General features: G+C 70.9%; 14 protein-coding genes and 1 tRNA gene. 8 read left to right on the forward strand and 7 right to left on the reverse strand.

Annotated elements, in window-relative coordinates:
• The first annotated feature begins 1 nt into the window (after nt 1).
• Together ACFWRO_RS23730 and ACFWRO_RS23735 are read left to right on the forward strand one after the other, a co-directional pair.
• Entirely contained in the window at nt 2-2323 is a 2322-nt protein-coding gene (locus ACFWRO_RS23730) for a hypothetical protein (protein WP_384513062.1), read from the forward strand.
• A 2-nt stretch (nt 2324-2325) separates the two neighbouring features.
• Nucleotides 2326-2997: a hypothetical protein gene (locus ACFWRO_RS23735; RefSeq protein ID WP_384513063.1), complete on the forward strand. Its 672-nt coding sequence runs from the start codon at nt 2326-2328 to the stop codon at nt 2995-2997.
• A gap of 449 nt (nt 2998-3446) precedes the next feature.
• On the opposite strand, the gene ACFWRO_RS23740 is transcribed toward ACFWRO_RS23735, so the two are convergent.
• Nucleotides 3447-3521 (reverse strand) — tRNA-Cys (locus ACFWRO_RS23740).
• Between the two features lie 169 nt (nt 3522-3690).
• On the opposite strand from ACFWRO_RS23740, the gene ACFWRO_RS23745 reads away from it, so the two are divergent.
• The 4 genes from ACFWRO_RS23745 to ACFWRO_RS23760 all read left to right on the forward strand — a co-directional run bounded on the left by ACFWRO_RS23745 (nt 3691) and on the right by ACFWRO_RS23760 (nt 9076).
• A complete protein-coding gene (locus tag ACFWRO_RS23745) occupies nt 3691-5148 on the forward strand; it encodes an MFS transporter (RefSeq protein ID WP_384513064.1) in 1458 nt (485 codons plus the stop codon).
• A 164-nt stretch (nt 5149-5312) separates the two neighbouring features.
• Complete coding sequence (locus ACFWRO_RS23750) at nt 5313-7103, forward strand: DEAD/DEAH box helicase (RefSeq protein WP_384513065.1); 1791 nt, start codon at nt 5313-5315, stop codon at nt 7101-7103.
• Between the two features lie 376 nt (nt 7104-7479).
• A complete protein-coding gene (locus ACFWRO_RS23755; protein WP_384513066.1) occupies nt 7480-8121 on the forward strand; it encodes an IclR family transcriptional regulator in 642 nt (213 codons plus the stop codon).
• 163 nt (nt 8122-8284) lie between these two features.
• Nucleotides 8285-9076: a S16 family serine protease gene (locus ACFWRO_RS23760; protein ID WP_384513067.1), complete on the forward strand. Its 792-nt coding sequence runs from the start codon at nt 8285-8287 to the stop codon at nt 9074-9076.
• Here the strand turns inward: ACFWRO_RS23760 and ACFWRO_RS23765 are convergent.
• The 4 genes from ACFWRO_RS23765 to ACFWRO_RS23780 form a co-directional block, all read right to left on the reverse strand.
• The gene (locus ACFWRO_RS23765) at nt 9009-10370 is read right to left on the reverse strand and encodes an MFS transporter (protein WP_384513068.1); all 1362 of its coding nucleotides are present in this window, start codon (nt 10368-10370) and stop codon (nt 9009-9011) included. The genes ACFWRO_RS23760 and ACFWRO_RS23765 overlap by 68 nt on opposite strands.
• Nucleotides 10367-10591 carry a hypothetical protein gene (locus ACFWRO_RS23770; RefSeq protein WP_384513069.1) on the reverse strand — a complete coding sequence of 75 codons (225 nt, stop codon included), beginning with the start codon at nt 10589-10591 and terminating at the stop codon, nt 10367-10369. The genes ACFWRO_RS23765 and ACFWRO_RS23770 overlap by 4 nt, the downstream gene beginning before the upstream one ends.
• 51 nt (nt 10592-10642) lie before the next feature.
• On the reverse strand, nt 10643-11290 hold the full coding sequence (locus ACFWRO_RS23775) for an ArsR/SmtB family transcription factor (RefSeq protein ID WP_384513070.1): 648 nt from the start codon (nt 11288-11290) through the stop codon (nt 10643-10645).
• A 98-nt stretch (nt 11291-11388) separates the two neighbouring features.
• Entirely contained in the window at nt 11389-11865 is a 477-nt protein-coding gene (locus ACFWRO_RS23780; RefSeq protein WP_362011812.1) for an Lrp/AsnC family transcriptional regulator, read from the reverse strand.
• A gap of 121 nt (nt 11866-11986) precedes the next feature.
• Here ACFWRO_RS23780 and hppD point away from each other — a divergent pair, with 121 nt between their 5' ends.
• Entirely contained in the window at nt 11987-13132 is a 1146-nt protein-coding gene (gene hppD, locus ACFWRO_RS23785; RefSeq protein ID WP_384513071.1) for a 4-hydroxyphenylpyruvate dioxygenase, read from the forward strand.
• 65 nt (nt 13133-13197) lie between these two features.
• On the opposite strand, the gene ACFWRO_RS23790 is transcribed toward hppD, so the two are convergent.
• Complete coding sequence (locus ACFWRO_RS23790) at nt 13198-14760, reverse strand: tetratricopeptide repeat protein (RefSeq protein ID WP_384513072.1); 1563 nt, start codon at nt 14758-14760, stop codon at nt 13198-13200.
• A gap of 98 nt (nt 14761-14858) precedes the next feature.
• Here ACFWRO_RS23790 and ACFWRO_RS23795 point away from each other — a divergent pair, with 98 nt between their 5' ends.
• Nucleotides 14859-16238, forward strand: a complete 1380-nt coding sequence (locus ACFWRO_RS23795) for an FAD-binding oxidoreductase (RefSeq protein WP_384513073.1) — start codon at nt 14859-14861, stop codon at nt 16236-16238.
• A 17-nt stretch (nt 16239-16255) separates the two neighbouring features.
• On the opposite strand, the gene ACFWRO_RS23800 is transcribed toward ACFWRO_RS23795, so the two are convergent.
• Nucleotides 16256-16747 carry an SsgA family sporulation/cell division regulator gene (locus ACFWRO_RS23800; protein WP_384513074.1) on the reverse strand — a complete coding sequence of 164 codons (492 nt, stop codon included), beginning with the start codon at nt 16745-16747 and terminating at the stop codon, nt 16256-16258.
• Nucleotides 16748-16913: the final 166 nt, after the last annotated feature.

Below are 16913 nucleotides of genomic sequence, written 5' to 3' on the forward strand. Positions count from 1 at the left end.
CGTGCTGACGTTCGACTACGTCTACCGGGCCCCGCTCGCGAAGATGAAGGCCGCGGCCGACGACTGGTCGGAGATGAAGGGCAAGCTGGACAAGCTGGCCGAGGACGCCCGTACGACCATGGCCGCGAAGGCCAAGGACGACTACTGGCGCGGCCTGAACGCCGAGGTCACCAAGCCGTTCGTGGCGAAGACGGCCAAGGAGTTCGAGGACGCGGCGAAGGCGGCGGGCGGCATCCACAGGATCCTCGACGACGCGTACGAGGCCTTCAGGAAGGCGCAGGACGAACTCAAGAGGATCGTGGACACGGAGGCGCCGGCGCAGGGCCTCTTCGTGGCGGCGGACGGGAGGGTCGAGTCCAGGCAGTCGGTCCTGGGGACCAGGGAACGGGTCGATGCGCGGAACCCCGACGTCCACGTCCTGGTGGACCAGGAGCGCGCCGCGATCGACGCGATGCGGCGCCGGATCGCCGCCGTCGTCGAGACGTGCGACGACGCGGACGTGGCCTGCTCCAACGCCCTGAAGGCCAACATCACCACGGACAAGCACAACTTCAGCGCCCCCGAGTACGGCAGCCTGGACGCCGAAGAGGCGCACCGCGCGCTCGAACTCGCCAAGAAGGGCCGCGATCTCTCCCACGCGGAGCTGGAGCGCCTGAACGAGCTCCTCAAGGACAACCACGCCTCCAAGGACTTCTCGCGGACCTTCTACAACGGCCTCGGGCCCAAGGGTGCGCTGGAGTTCTTCGGGCAGCTCTCCTCGGACACGTACAGGTACGCGGAGCTCGACAAGGAGCGCCTCGCCGATGTGCAGGCGCTGCAGCGAAACCTGGGCCTGAACCTCGCCGCGGTCACCCAGAGCGGCGACAAGTGGACCGAGAGCTGGTCCACGGAGATGCGCCGGCTCGGTACGGAGCGGATCCCGCTCGCCAGGAACGACTACAACGGGCCATTCGGCTACCAGTTGCTCGGCGGCATCCTGCGCTACGGCGACTACGACCCGAAGTTCCTCACCCCGATCGCGGAGCATGTCACCCAACTGCACGCGAAGGACCCGCACATGTTCGCCGGCGGAGGGACCGCGGGCGGCTGGCAGAAGAACCCGTTCAACCCCTCGGGGATCAACGGCGCGGGCCATGACCCCGTGGTGGCCGTACTGGAGGCGCTCGGGCACAGCCCGGAGGCCGCGAAGCAGTTCTTCTCCGCGGAACCGACGTCGTACGACAAGGACGGGACGGTCGGGGGGACGCTGGACCTCGATCCGAAGGCGGAGGGGCAGCAGACCCGTAGCTATCTGGAGTACTTCACCGACGAGAAGTACGAGTCGTTCCCGGACATTACCGGGCATCGCCCCGATGATGCGAAGAAGGCCGCGGAATACCTGCCGGACGCTCTGGGGCACGCCCTGGAAGCGGCCACGACGGGGCACGCGTGGGACGACCCGAACCCGGTCCTTCGCAGGGACGCGGATTCGGCGGCGCTCATGAACGACGTCATGGACACCTATGGCGGCGACTCGGAGCTTCGGGAACGCCACAAGCCGATGATCGACAGCCTGGGCCGGATGGGTGCTGCGTACATCGACGACCTGAACTACTCCATGCACAACTTCGGCGGGACCGCGGAAGTCGTGGATCGGGACGCGCTGTTCCCCGGCAGCAGCGACAAGAGCCCGCGCACGGACTTCGGGCAGGCGACGACGCTGAAGTTCATGGCGGCCGTGGCCGGGGACGAGGACGCCTACAAGAGCCTGTCCGCCGCGCAGCAGGTGTTCGAGGCGAGCGGCATCAAGGCGCTGAGCGACAAACACGACGACGCCATCGCGTTCGCTCACAACGCCACGAAGGTCCATGGAATCCTCGACGAATCCCGCGTCATCCAGATCTCGGACGATTTCAAGAGCGACGAGACCAAGCGCAACCTGGAACTCGAGAAGCAGGCGGAGTGGCGCAAGACCGCGGTGAGCGGGGGCATCGCCACGGTCGTGGGCGTGGGTTCGGCCGTCGTACTCGGACCGGCCGCGGGACTGGTAGCCATGACGGTCGTGCCCATCGTGATGGACAGCGCGGCTTCTGGCGTCAACACGACGTACGCCACGGACACGTTGCAGTACCTCCAGGACAACGAGTACAAGAACGACGATGCGGCGATGGACGCTGTGTTGGCCACCCAGCTGTCCGGGCAGAGCAGCGCCATGGTGCCGCTGGTCAACTACGTGGAATCGACTGGAATGCCGATGGCAGAGAGGCGCGAGCTGTTCCGAGACGCCGAAGACTCCTACAACAGGGGCGTGCTCGCGGTGAGCGGCAAGACGAAGGTGTCGTGACGATGCCAGGCAACGGGCGATCGACCCGTCGAGTCTCCTTGCTGTTGGGCGTGGCGTTGTCGGTGGGGGCGTGTTCGGGCGGCGGGTCGGATGGGAGTGGCTGGGACGAGACTGCCCAGGCAGCGTTGACGCGTTGCGAAAGGCTCTTCGGCGTTGACAACGTCGAGGCTGTCCGCGCTCACCTCGGGAGTGAGGCTCGTTTCGACAGCAACGATCCGGACCGGATCAAGGCGGATTTGCTCAAGACCGCTGAGGAATGGACGCCCGGCGGCGATGATCTCCGGCGTGTCACGTACCAGGCTTGTCTGATGAAACCTTCCGGAGATGAGTACCAGCCGCCCGTCATCGGCACCGTCAAGTGGTCTCTCGTGACGATGGACTGGGTGAGCACGGGAGAGGAAGCCGCGGAGTGGCGCAAGGTTGCGGACGACGTGTATGTGCAGTCGATGTCTCTCAGGCCCGGCCTGACTGCTGTCCTCCCGTGCACCCTGCCCGGTACGGCCAAGGGGCAGGGGGAACAACTGCCCCTGGAGGTCTCGGTGCACGACGAGGGGCTCGGCAAAGCCAGTGGTGAGCTGTTGACGGGGCGCTTGCTCGCATCGCTCGCCCGGAACACGCACGAACTCCTCGGATGCGAGGACGTACTCAGCGTCCCGGACACGCTGTCCTCCTGACCGTGTGGCCGGGCGTCAGTCCGCGATGGGGTCCTCCGTTGTGCGCGAGGTTCCCACAGGGACAGGATCGAGGTGCGGGTGATCAGGGCTGCCAGGAGGGTCGTGCCGAGGCCGGTCACGTCGATCATGCCGCTCTCGGCGCCCAGCCAGGGCAGGAGCCACGAGATCAGGGCGTCCTGGGCGAAGCCGGCTGCCGCGAAGGCCGGCAGGGGGAGAGAGGGGGACGGATTCCGAGGGGCCTACGTAGATCAGCTGGGTCAGCGTGGCGATCACCAGGCCGGCCAGGAGCACGGAGAGGCCCACGTCCGCCGTGTCGCCGTTCGGCGTGATGCCCGGAAGCAGGGCGCAGGAGGCGCCGGCTCCGGCGAAGGCGCCCAGGCGGCGTCTTCTGTCCGTGTCGGTCATGGCCAGGACTCTGGCACGGCCCGGACGGGGTGGTGACGATCCAGTGGAGACCGTGATCGGAATCGAACCGACGTAACTCGCTTTGCAGGCGAGCCCCTCAACCACTCGGGCACACGGTCGTGTTGTGCACGAGTACGACCGTAGGCAGGGCGGGTGGAGGGGCTCAAGGGGTTCCGGGGTCGTGCAACATGACTGTCATGGCGCGTTCATGGTCGTACGTCCATGGGACCAGTCGCCCTGCGACTCCGGACAGGGGTCATCCCGGGCTATGCCTCTTACTCTGGGGGTATGAGCGCCCTCGAACCCCGCGACGCAGACGTCGCGCCCGTCACCGCCGTCCCCAGCCCGGGCGGCGGGTCCGTGCTTGATCGGGAGCATCGGGCGCTCAGCGTCGGCATCGTCTCCGTCGTGCTGCTCATCGCTTTCGAGGCGACCGCCGTCGGGACCGCCATGCCGGTCGCGGCGCGCGAGCTGCACGGCATCCCGCTGTACGCCTTCGCCTTCTCCGCGTACTTCACCACCAGCCTCTTCGCCATGGTCCTGTCCGGGCAGTGGTCCGACCGCAGCGGGCCCCTCGCGCCGCTCACCGTCGGCATCAGCTCCTTCGCCGCCGGGCTCGTGCTCTCCGGGACCGCCGGCACGATGTGGCTGTTCATCCTCGGGCGGGCCGTGCAGGGGCTCGGTGGCGGCCTTGTGATCGTGGCCTTGTACGTGGTGGTGAGCCGGGCGTACCGCGAGGAGCTGCGGCCCGCCATCATGGCCGCCTTCGCCGCGAGCTGGGTCGTCCCCTCCGTCGTCGGGCCGCTCGCCTCCGGGACCATCACCGAGCACCTCGGGTGGCGGTGGGTGTTCGTCGGGATTCCCGTACTCGTTGTTTTTCCGCTCGCTCTTGCTCTGCCTGCCATACGTCGTACCGCCTCCGGGCCCGCCGATCCCGCCGCGCCCCTCCCTCCGTACGACCGGCGCCGCATCCGGCTCGCGCTCGGCATCTCCGCCGGGGCCGGGCTCCTGCAGTTCGCCGGGCAGGAGCTGCGCTGGCTCTCGCTGCTCCCGGCCGCGGCGGGCGTGGCACTGCTCGTGCCCGCCGTGCTCGGGCTGCTGCCGCGCGGGACCTACCGGGCGGCCCGGGGCCTGCCGTCCGTGGTGCTGCTGCGGGGGATCGCGGCGGGGTCGTTCATCGCCGCCGAGTCCTTCGTACCGCTCATGCTCGTCACCCAGCGCGGCCTCAGCCCCACCCTCGCCGGCCTCTCGCTCGCGGTCGGCGGCGGGACCTGGGCGCTCGGGTCGTGGGTCCAGTCCCGGCCGTGGACGGAGCCGTACCGGGAGCGGTTGGTGGTGGCCGGGATGCTGCTCGTCGCCGCCGCGATCGCCGCCGCGCCCAGCGTGCTGGTGCCCTGGGTGCCCGCCTGGATCGTCGCCCTCGCCTGGGCCTGGGGCTGCCTGGGCATGGGCCTGGTGATCTCCTCGACGAGCGTGCTGCTCCTGAAGCTCTCCGCACCGGAGGAGGCGGGCGCGAACTCGGCGGCGCTCCAGATCTCGGACGGCCTGTCCAACGTCCTGCTGCTCGCGGCGGGCGGCGCGGCGTTCGCCGCGCTGGGCGGGGGAGCGGTGGGGCACGCGGCCGCCTCCGCCGGAAGCGCGGGCTCCCACCCTGCCGCCTTCGCCGCCGTCTTCCTGCCCATGGCGGGAGTGGCGGTGGTGGGGGCGTGGGTGGCGACCCGGTTGCGGGTGCCGGAAAGCCGCTGACGTCCCCGAGATCGCCGCGCAGCTGCCGGTGTTCGCCCGCTGAGACGGGGTTGTGACGCTCGCCGCACCCGGCGAGGTCACGGCCTCGTCCGGCCCCGGTCGTGTCGGCCCCACCGGTAAGGTGGCCCGGTTGTCATATCTGGACGAGCGTCGAACCGGAGACCGTGACTACCACCGCCACCTCCTCCCATCACCTCTCTCCCGCCTTCCCCGGCCGGGCCCCCTGGGGTACCGCCAACAAGCTGCGAGCCTGGCAGCAGGGCGCGATGGAGAAGTACATCCAGGAGCAGCCCCGCGACTTCCTCGCGGTCGCGACGCCCGGCGCCGGAAAGACCACCTTCGCGCTGACCCTCGCGTCCTGGCTGCTGCACCACCACGTCGTGCAGCAGGTCACGGTCGTCGCCCCCACCGAGCACCTGAAGAAGCAGTGGGCCGCCGCCGCCGCGCGGATAGGGATCAAGCTCGACCCCGACTACAGCGCCGGGCCGCTCAGCAAGGAGTACCACGGCGTCGCCATCACCTACGCGGGTGTCGGCGTGCGCCCCATGCTCCACCGCAACCGCTGCGAGCAGCGCAAGACCCTCGTCATCCTCGACGAGATCCACCACGCCGGTGACTCCAAGTCCTGGGGCGAGGCCTGCCTCGAGGCCTTCGACCCGGCGACCCGCCGCCTCGCCCTGACCGGTACGCCCTTCCGGTCCGACACCAACCCCATCCCCTTCGTCACGTACGAGGAGGGGAACGACGGCATCCGGCGGTCCTCCGCCGACTACACCTACGGGTATGGGAACGCCCTGGGTGACGGGGTCGTGCGGCCCGTTATTTTCCTTTCCTACAGCGGCAACATGCGGTGGCGCACCAAGGCCGGTGACGAGATCGCCGCCCGCCTCGGCGAGCCCATGACCAAGGACGCCATCTCCCAGGCCTGGCGCACCGCCCTCGACCCGCGCGGCGACTGGATGCCGAACGTCCTGCGCGCCGCCGATCAGCGGCTGACGGAAGTCAGGAAGGGCATTCCCGACGCCGGCGGGCTCGTCATCGCCTCCGACCAGGACTCCGCCCGCGCCTACGCCAAGCTGATCCGCGAGATCACCGGTACGAAGGCCACGATCGTCCTCTCCGACGAAGCCGCCGCCTCCAAACGGATCGACGAGTTCAGCGAGAACAACGACCGCTGGATGGTCGCCGTCCGCATGGTGTCCGAGGGCGTCGACGTTCCTCGTCTCGCCGTCGGCGTCTATGCCACGACGATCTCCACGCCGCTCTTCTTCGCCCAGGCCGTCGGACGTTTCGTACGTTCCCGCAGGCGCGGCGAGACCGCCTCCGTGTTCCTTCCCACCATCCCCAACCTCCTCGGCTTCGCCAACGAGATGGAGGTCGAGCGCGACCACGTCCTCGACAAGCCGAAGAAGGACGGCGAGGAGGACCCGTACGCCGAGTCCGAGAAGGAGATGGCGGAGGCCGAGAAGCAGCAGGACGAGGACACCGGCGAGCAGGACTCGCTGCCCTTCGAGGCGCTCGAGTCGGACGCCGTCTTCGACCGCGTCCTCTACGACGGCGCCGAGTTCGGCATGCAGGCCCACCCGGGCAGCGAGGAGGAGCAGGACTACCTCGGCATCCCGGGCCTGCTGGAGCCGGACCAGGTGCAGCTGCTGCTGCAGAAGCGGCAGGCCCGGCAGATCGCGCACAGCCGCAAGAAGCCCGACACCGAGGCCGACCTGCTCGAGCTCCCCGCCGAACGGCGACCCGTCGTTTCCCACAAGGAGCTCCTCGAGCTGAGGAAACAGCTCAACACCATGGTCGGCGCGTACGTCCACCAGAGCGGCAAGCCCCACGGCGTCATCCACACCGAGCTGCGGCGCGTCTGCGGCGGACCGCCTAGCGCCGAGGCCACGGCCGGGCAGCTCCGCGAGCGGATCAAGAAGGTGCAGGAGTGGGCGACCCGGATGCGGTGAAGTGCCGTCCTTGCGTTCCGTACGCCCGCGTCTCGATGCGTTTTGTTCGTACGTACGAGCAGTGCGCACCCCTTTCCTTGGCCTGAAACGCTCGCACGACAAAGCCGATCTTGTCCGCCGAAGTCCCCCGACGGACCGACGTACCCCCCGAACCCGTCCTATCGGGGCGCACGCGCCCGGATTCTGGACGAGGTCTTCCGCTGAGCGGAGTGGCTCGCTACTGTCCCCGAAATGCAAACGCCCCGTGGCAGCGCCGCCGCGGAGCGCAGCCGGTGCGCATGGCCTGCCGGCGGCCTCTGACGTGCGTCGCCGCGGGACCGGTGCCGCAGCTCTCGTTTGAAGGTCCGCCGTCACTCACTCCGAAGGAGAGGGCGTCGTGACCGCGGAAACCTCCCAGACGCTCGACCGGGGCCTCAGGGTCCTCAAGCTGCTCGCCGACACCGACCACGGCCTGACCGTCACCGAGTTGTCCAACCGACTCGGGGTCAACAGGACCGTCGTCTACCGTCTGCTCGCCACACTCGAACAGCACGCCCTCGTCCGACGCGACCTGGGCGGCCGTGCCCGGGTGGGCCTCGGCGTGCTGCGGCTCGGCCGCCAGGTCCATCCGCTCGTACGCGAGGCAGCGCTGCCCGCGCTGCGTTCGCTGGCCGAGGACATAGGCGCCACCGCCCACCTCACCCTCGTCGACGGGGCGGATGCGCTGGCGGTCGCCGTCGTCGAACCCACCTGGACCGACTACCACGTGGCCTACCGGGCCGGTTTCCGCCACCCGCTCGACCGGGGCGCGGCCGGCCGCGCCATCCTCGCGGCCCGCCAGGGCAACCTCATCGAGCCCGGCTTCACGCTCACCCACGGCGAGCTGGAGGCGGGCGCGAGCGGGGCGGCGGCGCCACTGGTCGGCATCACCGGCATCGAGGGCAGCGTCGGCGTCGTCATGCTCGCGGACGCCGTCCCGGAGCGCGTCGGCCCGAGGGTCGTCGACGCGGCCAGGGAAGTCGCCGACGCGTTGCGGTAGGGCGCGGGCGGTCCGGCTGGTCGGTGCGGTCGGTGCGGTCGGTGCGATCGGTGCGATCGAGGCGGGGGTCGCCGTGCGTGCGGTGCGGCGTCAGGTGCGGGGGTTCTTCGGGGGGCGGTTGCCGGTCGGGGGCGACCAGTGGGGCGACCAGTAGATTGGGGGCGTGCTCTCCAGTCTCTCGCGTCACCGTGCGCTCGCGCTCTGCGCCCTGCCCGTCGCCGCGCTCTTCGCCGTCGTCGGGCTCGCGCCGTTGCCGTTCGCCATCGCCTCGCCCGGTACCACCGCCGACGTGCTCGGCGCGGTCGACGGGCGGCCGGTGATCACGATCAGCGGCGCACCCGTCCAGGAGACCGAGGGCAAGCTCCTGATGACGACCATCGTGGCCACCGGGCCGAGCGTGGACAACGACTTCGCCGACATCGCCGACGCCTGGTTCCGTACCGACCAGGCCGTGCTGCCGCGCGACTCCGTCTACCCGCCCGGCAAGTCGGACGCCGAGGTCGAGAAGCACAACCTCGGCACGATGAAGGAGTCGCAGGACGCCGCCACCGTGGCCGCCCTCGGCTATCTGAAGCTCGACCCGAAGGACGTGAAGGTCACCCTCCACCTCGCCGACATCGGCGGGCCGAGCGCCGGGTTCATGTTCTCCCTCGGGATCGTCGACAAGCTCGACGGCCGGGCCGCCGGCGAGCTCACCGGCGGGCGGACCATCGCCGGTACGGGGACGATCGACCCGGACGGTGCCGTCGGCGCCGTCGGCGGGGTCTCCCTGAAGACCCAGGCCGCCGCGCGCGACGGCGCGAGCGTCTTCCTCGTACCGAAGGCGGAGTGCTCCGACGCGCAGGCCGAGCTGCCGAAGGGGATGCGGCTGATCCCCGTCACCACGCTCAGCGAGGCCGTGAACTCGCTCCGGGCGCTGGAGCAGGGGCAGGACGCGAAGGTGCCGAGCTGCTGACCCGCCCTGACTCGGTCGGCGCGTCCATCGTGCGCCAGGACGGGAAGACCATCGGGGCGAGCGTGGCCAGGAAGTAGACCCCGCCGAAGGCGAACAGGGCCGCCGTGAGCCCGACCCCCTCGACCAGCTGCCCCGCGGCCAGGCCGCCGAGCGGCGTGGCCAGGAGCACCCCGGCCGTGCTCACCCCGGAGACCCGGCTGCGCAGCTCGTCCGGGACGACCTCGTACTTCACCGTAGCCAGGATCGGGTTGAGCACACCCGCCCCGAACCCGCCCGCCGCCAGGACGACGAGCAGCGGCGCCGTGGTGTCGGTCAGGGCGGCCGTGACGTACGGCGGCGCGCCGCACAGCAGGAAGCCGGCCGTGAAGAGCGCGCGGCGCGGGAAGCGGTGCCCGACCGCCCCGTACGTGAGCGCGCCGAGCAGCGCGCAGCCGCCGAAGACGGCGACCATCAGGCCGAGCGCGGCCGGGCCCCCGAGGTTCTCCCGGGCGTGCACCGGCAGGAGCACCGAACTCCAGCCCTGGTTCAGGCCGTTGGTGACCATCACCATGACGACGATGCCGAGGATCAGGCGGGAGCGCAGGACGAAGGTGTAGCCCTCCCGGAGGTCGGCGCGGTAGCCGGAGAGGGAGAAGGGAGGCGGGTCGGGCAGGGGCGCGGCCGCCCCCACGCCCCGCAGGCCGACGAGGATCAGCAGGGCGGAGAGCCCGAACGTGACGGCGTCGAGGTACAGGACGGAGTCGGCGCCCAGGACCGCGACGAGTACTCCGGCCAGCGCCGCGCCCGTCATCCGGGCGCCCCGGGAGACGGCGTCGTAGAGGCTCGCGGCGCGCGCGAGCGGGGTTCCGGCGAGCCGGGCGAGGTCGGGGACGAGGACGGAGCGGGCGGTCTCGCCGGGCGCGTGGAAGAGGCCGGTCACGGCCATCAGCGCGCACAGCATCCAGAACTCGAGGAGCCCCGCGCGGTGCAGGAGCGGGATCGCGGCGAGCGCGAGCGCGCAGACGAGGTCGGAGGCGACGCTGATCCGCCGGCGCCCGATCCGGTCGATGACCGGCCCGCCGACGATCGCGGAGACGACGACGGGGACCGCCGCGCAGAACGCGACCAGACCCGCCTTGCCCGGGCTGCCCGTGGTGTCGAGCGCGAACCACGGGACGCCGATGAGCGTGAGCGAATTGCCGGTCACGGAGACGGCGTTGGCGGCCAGGACGGTGGCCAGGGGGGTGCGGTTCGGTGAGGGGTCGGACGGTGGCGGTAAGCCGGGCGCTCGTACGTGTTTCCCCTGACCGCTCATGCGGCGAGGGTGGCCGTGCAGGTGGTGGCGGGCCTGCCGGTTCCGGGGACGGCGAGCCGGAGGCCCAACTCGACCAGGGTCCAGCCCAGTTGTGCGCGGACCGGGGTGCGGGGGAGGGAGTGCCCCTCGGTGGAGGCGGATGCGGCGGTGTGGAGTTCGGCGGCAGCGCGGAGTTCGGCGGCTCGGAGATCGTGGAGCAGGAGGTGGACGTCGGCGTGCATGAGTTCGTGATCCCTTCCGGCTGTGGTGGGTGCGTTGCGTGGCCGCTGGTGTCAGTTCTCGGACTGCGGGAAGGCGTGCAGATGCACGCGTACGCGGCGGGCTTCCGGGTCCTCGGCCGCGGGGGAGGTGCGGTAGCTCTCGATGAGTGCGTGGAGCTTGTCGTCGAGTTCGCGCAGCACGGCCGGCGGCAGGCGCAGCGTGAAGTCGCTCATGTCGGAGGCGCCGAGCCAGCTCTCGTCCCACTCGTGGCGGGTGCCGAGGTAGGTGTTCAGCTCCTGGGTGTGGATGGTCGCGATCTCGTGCAGGTAGACCGCCACCGCTCCCTGCACCTCGGGGTCCCGGTTCCGGTACAGCGACTCGTCGAACGTCGTGCCCTGCTGGGCCGACTTCCACCATCGCTCCCTGCCCTTGCCCCGCGTCGGGTCGTCCTCGACGAAGCCGTGGGCGGCGAGCTGGCGCAGGTGGTAACTGGTCGCGCCGCTGGACTCGCCCAGCCGCTCGGCCAGTTGGGAGGCGGTGGCGGGGCCGTGCTGGCGCAGGCTGCGCAGCAGCTGGATGCGCAGGGGGTGGGCGAGGCCCCGCAGGGAGCGGGGGTCGAGGGAACGGACCGCGAGCTTCTCGGGCTGCGGCGCCGACGGCTTCTGCGGCGCTGACGGCTCTTCCGGCTGCTTCGCGGGCTGCTTCTCAGGCTCGGGCATGGCATGAGCGTAGACATGCAAAGAAGTGGTTGCAAGGATTTTTTGCAACCACTTCTTTGGAACTCTCCCGCGGCGCTGGTGCGCGCTACCGGTGCGCGCTACTCCGCGCCGTCCTCCGCCGCCTGCTCCACCAGCGGGATGATCCGCAGCGGCACCGGGTTCTCCATCACGATCGCCGTCGACGCCCGCACGATCCCCTCGAAGCCGACGACCCGGTCGATCACCCGCTGGAGGTCCGCGTTGGAGCGGGCGACGAGGCGGCAGAGCATGTCGCCGTGGCCGGTCGTCGTGTGCAGTTCGAGCACCTCGGGGACGGTCGCCAGGTGCCCCCGTACGTCCGCTCCCTGGCCTTGCTTGATCTCCAGGGTCGCGAACGCCGTCACCGGATACCCCAGCGCCGCCGGGTCCACCTGCGGGCCGAAACCGCGGATCACCCCGTTGGCCTGGAGGCGGTCCATCCGGGCCTGCACGGTGCCGCGCGCCACCCCGAGCCGGCGCGAGGCCTCCAGGACCCCGATCCTCGGCTCACGTGCCAGGAGCACGATCAACCGGCCGTCCAGATGATCGATCGCCACGGCGACCTCCTCATGGTCATCCTGTACAAGTCTTCCGCTCATGGTGGCCTGCGACTATGCATATTGCCCACCCCTCAGGCGAACCATTGCGCAGCTTGCCGATCGGCGGGACTCTGCCCCTATGACTGAGACCATCGATCACACCCCCTCCACGGCGCGGCAGGCCGACCCCTTCCCCGTGAAGGGAATGGACGCGGTCGTCTTCGCCGTAGGCAACGCCAAGCAGGCCGCGCACTACTACTCCACCGCCTTCGGCATGAAGCTCGTCGCCTACTCCGGACCGGAGAACGGCAGCCGCGAGACCGCGAGTTACGTCCTGACGAACGGCGCCGCCCGCTTCGTGTTCACCTCCGTCATCAAGGTCTCCACCGACCGGGGCCGCTTCCTCGCCGACCACGTCGCCGAGCACGGCGACGGCGTCGTCGACCTGGCGATCGAGGTGCCCGACGCCCGTGCCGCGTACGCCTACGCCGTCGAGCACGGCGCCACCGGCCTCACCGAGCCGCACGAGGTCAAGGACGAGCACGGCACCGTCGTCCTCGCGGCCATCGCCACGTACGGCAAGACCCGCCACACCCTCGTCGAGCGCTCCGGCTACGACGGCCCCTACCTGCCGGGCTTCGTCGCCGCCAAGCCGATCGTCGAGCCGCCGGCCAAGCGCACCTTCCAGGCCATCGACCACTGCGTCGGCAACGTCGAGCTCGGGAAGATGAACGACTGGGTCGGCTTCTACAACAAGGTCATGGGCTTCACGAACATGAAGGAGTTCGTGGGCGACGACATCGCGACCGAGTACTCGGCGCTGATGTCCAAGGTCGTCGCGGACGGCACCCTCAAGGTGAAGTTCCCGATCAACGAGCCGGCGATCGCGAAGAAGAAGTCGCAGATCGACGAGTACCTGGAGTTCTACGGCGGCGCGGGCGTCCAGCACATCGCGCTCGCCACGAACGACATCGTCGCCACCGTGCGCTCGATGCGGGCCGCGGGCGTGGCCTTCCTCGACACCCCGGACTCGTACTACGACACCCTCGGCGAGTGGGCGGGCGAGACCCGCGTGCCCGTGGAGACCCTGCGCGAGCTGAAGATCCTCGTCGACCGCGACGAGGACGGCTACCTGCTGCAGATCTTCACCAAGCCGGTCCAGGACCGCCCGACCGTCTTCTTCGAGATGATCGAGCGCCACGGCTCCATGGGCTTCGGCAAGGGCAACTTCAAGGCCCTCTTCGAGGCGATCGAGCGCGAGCAGGAGAAGCGCGGCAACCTGTAGCCCGCGCCCCCCAGTCCGTGGGCAGTCGTTCTTCGGGGGAGGTACGACTGCCCACAACCGTGTGACTACCTCGGCTGCCGGGGCTCCGGGGTCTCCCGGGGCGCCGGCGCCGGGGAGTCGGCCTGCGCGTCGGCCGTCCGGTCGGCCGTCCCGTCGGCCGTCCCGTCGGCCGTCCCGTCCGCCTTCGCATCCGCCCTCGCCTCGGCCTTCACGGCCTTCGCCGTCCTGGGCGGTTCGGCCACCGGCTCCGGCTCCGGACGGAGCTCCTTCGGCAGTTCGTCCGGCGGGTCGCCGAGGGCCTTCACCGCCTCGCGGGCCTTCGGGGCAAGCAGCGGCGAGAAGTCCGGGTTGATGCGCAGGGCCTCCGCCAGGTGGCGGCGGGCCGGGCCGTACGCCTCCACCGCCCGCTCGATCTCGCCCCGGTGGTACGAGAAGAGCGCGCTGCGCAGCCCCTCGTCCGTCGCCTTCTTCGCGTACTCGAGGGCCTCCTTCGGCTCCCCCGACCGGAACAGCGCCCACCCCAGCGCGTCCGCCACCTGCACCGACCGGTGCCCGCGCGCCCACTCCGCCCTCAGCCGCCGTACCGCCGCCGCCGGGTCGCCGTGGTCCGCCTCGAAGAGGCCGAGGACCACCTCCGCGCCCACCCACGTCCGCGTCCGCAGCAGCTCGTACTGGCTCCGCGCGTCACCGTCCAGGCCCAGCGACTCGTAGAACTCGCCCGCCTCCAGGACGTACTCGGCGCGCGGCAGCAGGGTCAGGGCCGCGCGGTGGTCGACCACCGCCTCGTCCGTGCGGTCGAGTGCCGCGAGCGCGCGGGCCCGCCCGGCGAGCGACGGGCCGTGCTCCGGTACGAGCCGCAGCGCCTTCCCGTACTGCTCCACCGCCTCCGCCGGCTCGCCCCGCTCCCACGCCAGGTCACCGAGGCGCGCGACCGCCGCCGCCTTGTCCGCGGGGGGCTCGGCCTGCGCGACCGCGTTGTCCGCCGCCACCGAGGCGTCCTCGCGCCAGCCCCGGTTGCGGTACATCTGCGCCGTCCGCGCGCTCACCGCCGCGCCCGAGTGCAGCTCCTCCAGGGTCGCCAGGGCCTTCTGCGCGGCCTTGTAGTCGCCGAGCCCGTTGTACGCGTCGATCAGCACCGGGTACGCCGGCCAGCGCTTCGGGTCCTCCTTGCGGACCGCCTCGCCCCAGGTGCGGGCCGTCCGCCAGTCGCCCCGCGCGTTCGCCAGGGCGCCGAGCCCCAACTGCGCGTCGAGGTTCCCGCGCGCCGCGGGCCGGACCTCGAGAGAGCGCTTCAGGGCCTGTTCGGCGCGCGGGAAGTACGCCGGGTCGGCGAGCCGCGCGCCCCGCTCCGCGTACGCCGTCCCAAGGACGGCCCATGACTCCTCGTCCGCCGGATGGTCCTTCAGCCACTTCTCCCGGTCGCCGATCAGCGCCGCCAGGTCGGGCAGGGAGGCCTGCGCCCCCGCGTTCGCCGCGAGCACCGCGCGGTCCGCGGGGCCCGGCGGGCGCTGCGGACCCCCGCCGAACAGACCGGGTGCCAGATCGGGGGCGTAGAGCAGTGCCGTCGCCGCGAACACCGCGCCCACCCCGGCGGCCAGGACCGACCGCGACACGTTCTCCGTCTTCATGCCGCTCACTGTGCGCCCGCGCGCCCCCTGTACGAAGAGCACACGAAGGTCCGCGGCGGCGGGTTCACACCGATGGCCCCGAGTGCCACGCTGGACGCATGGACGATCTTCTGACGCGGCTCCACGCGGACCTGCGCGCGGGCCTTCCCGCCGAGGCGCTGATCACCGACCCGGACGTCACCGCTTCCTACGCGAACGACATGGCGAGCTTCTGCGCGGCCGGCGACCCCGCCGTCGTGGTGCTCCCGCGCACCGTCGAGCAGGTCCAGCACGTCATGCGCACGGCGACCGCGCTGCGCGTCCCGGTCGTCCCGCAGGGCGCGCGCACCGGCCTGTCCGGCGCCGCGAACGCCTCCGACGGCTGCATCGTGCTGTCCCTGGTCAAGATGGACCGGATCCTGGAGATCAGCCCGGTCGACCGGATCGCCGTCGTCGAACCGGGCGTCGTCAACGCCGTCCTGTCCCGGGCCGTCGACGAACACGGCCTCTATTACCCGCCGGACCCCTCCAGCTGGGAGATGTGCACGATCGGCGGCAACATCGGCACCGCGTCCGGCGGTCTCTGCTGTGTGAAGTACGGGGTGACGGCGGAGTACGTCCTCGGCCTGGACGTGGTCCTCGCCGACGGGCGGCTGCTCTCCACCGGCCGGCGCACCGCCAAGGGCGTCGCCGGATATGACCTGACCAGGCTCTTCGTCGGCTCCGAGGGCAGTCTCGGCATCGTTGTCGGGGCGACCCTCGCGCTGCGTCCGCGACCGCCGCGACAGCTCGCGCTGGCCGCCGAGTTCCCCTCTTCGGCGGCCGCCTGCGAGGCCGTCTGCGCGATCATGGAGCGCGGCCATACGCCGTCCCTGCTGGAGCTGATGGACGGAACCACCATCCGCGCCGTCAACAAGCTGGCGAACATGGGGCTGCCTGACACCACCGAGGCGCTGCTCCTGTGCGCCTTCGACACCCCGGACCCGGCTGCCGATCTCGCCGCCGTCGGGGAGCTGTGCTCGGCGGCCGGGGCCACCCAGGTCGTACCGGCGGAGGACGCCGCCGAGTCCGAACTGCTCCTCCAGGCCCGCCGCCTGTCGCTCACCGCGCTCGAGACGGTCAAGCCCGCGACGATGATCGACGACGTGTGCGTACCGCGCACCAAGCTGGCCGCCATGCTCGACGGCACGGCCGCTATCGCCGCCAAGTACGACCTGACGATCGGCGTCTGCGCGCACGCGGGCGACGGCAACACCCACCCCGTCGTCTGCTTCGACCACGCCGACGAGGACGAGTCGCGCCGGGCGCGGGAGTCCTTCGACGAGATCATGGCGCTCGGCCTTGAGCTGGGCGGCACGATCACCGGTGAGCACGGTGTGGGGGTACTGAAGAAGGAGTGGCTGGCGCGGGAGTTGGGGCCGGTGGGGGTGGAGATGCAGCAGGGCATCAAGAAGACCTTCGACCCGCTCGGGATCCTGAACCCCGGAAAGCTCTTCTGATCGCGTAGCGCCCCCGCTCACGCCTCACCCTCCTGCGACTCGTCCGAAGGCCACGGGTCCCGCAGCCACAGGTCGTCGGCGACCGAGGTGGTGGCGAGCAGTTCGGCCAGCCCGTCGTCGATGCCGAGCTGCTCGGACTCGGTGCCCGGCGGGACGGCGCGCAGGGTCCGCTCCAGCCAGGCGGACACCTGCGCGGAGGGCGCCTCAAGGAGCGCGTCGCCGTCGGGGGAGGAGAGCGCCATCAGGACGACGTTGCGGCCGTCGACCTTCGTGGGCCAGATCCGGACGTCCCCGTGGCCGCAGGCCCGGAAGATGCCCTCGACGAGCAGTTCGCGGGCGAAGGTCCAGTTGACCGGGTACTCCGAACCGACGTGGAAGGTGATGTGGACGGCGTACGGGTCGTCGGTGCGGAAGGCGAGGCGGGCCGGGACGGGGATGGAGCGCTCGGGGGAGAGCACAAGGTTCAGCTCCAGCTCGCGCTCGACGACGGTGTTCTCGGTGTTCTGCATGGCGGTACGTCCTCTCCGGTGTGGGGCCCCGGGTGGGCCCGCACAGGGAGAGAGCGGGGTGGCCGCCGGTCATTACGCGACTTCGGGAAAGTTTTTCTGGAGATTTTTCGGGGGCCGTCGGAGGGGGCTCGGCGAGGGTTCACGGAGGGGGTTCTCGAGGGGGCTC

The sequence above is a fragment of the Streptomyces sp. NPDC058579 genome, assembly GCF_042718575.1.
Classification (GTDB): domain Bacteria; phylum Actinomycetota; class Actinomycetes; order Streptomycetales; family Streptomycetaceae; genus Streptomyces.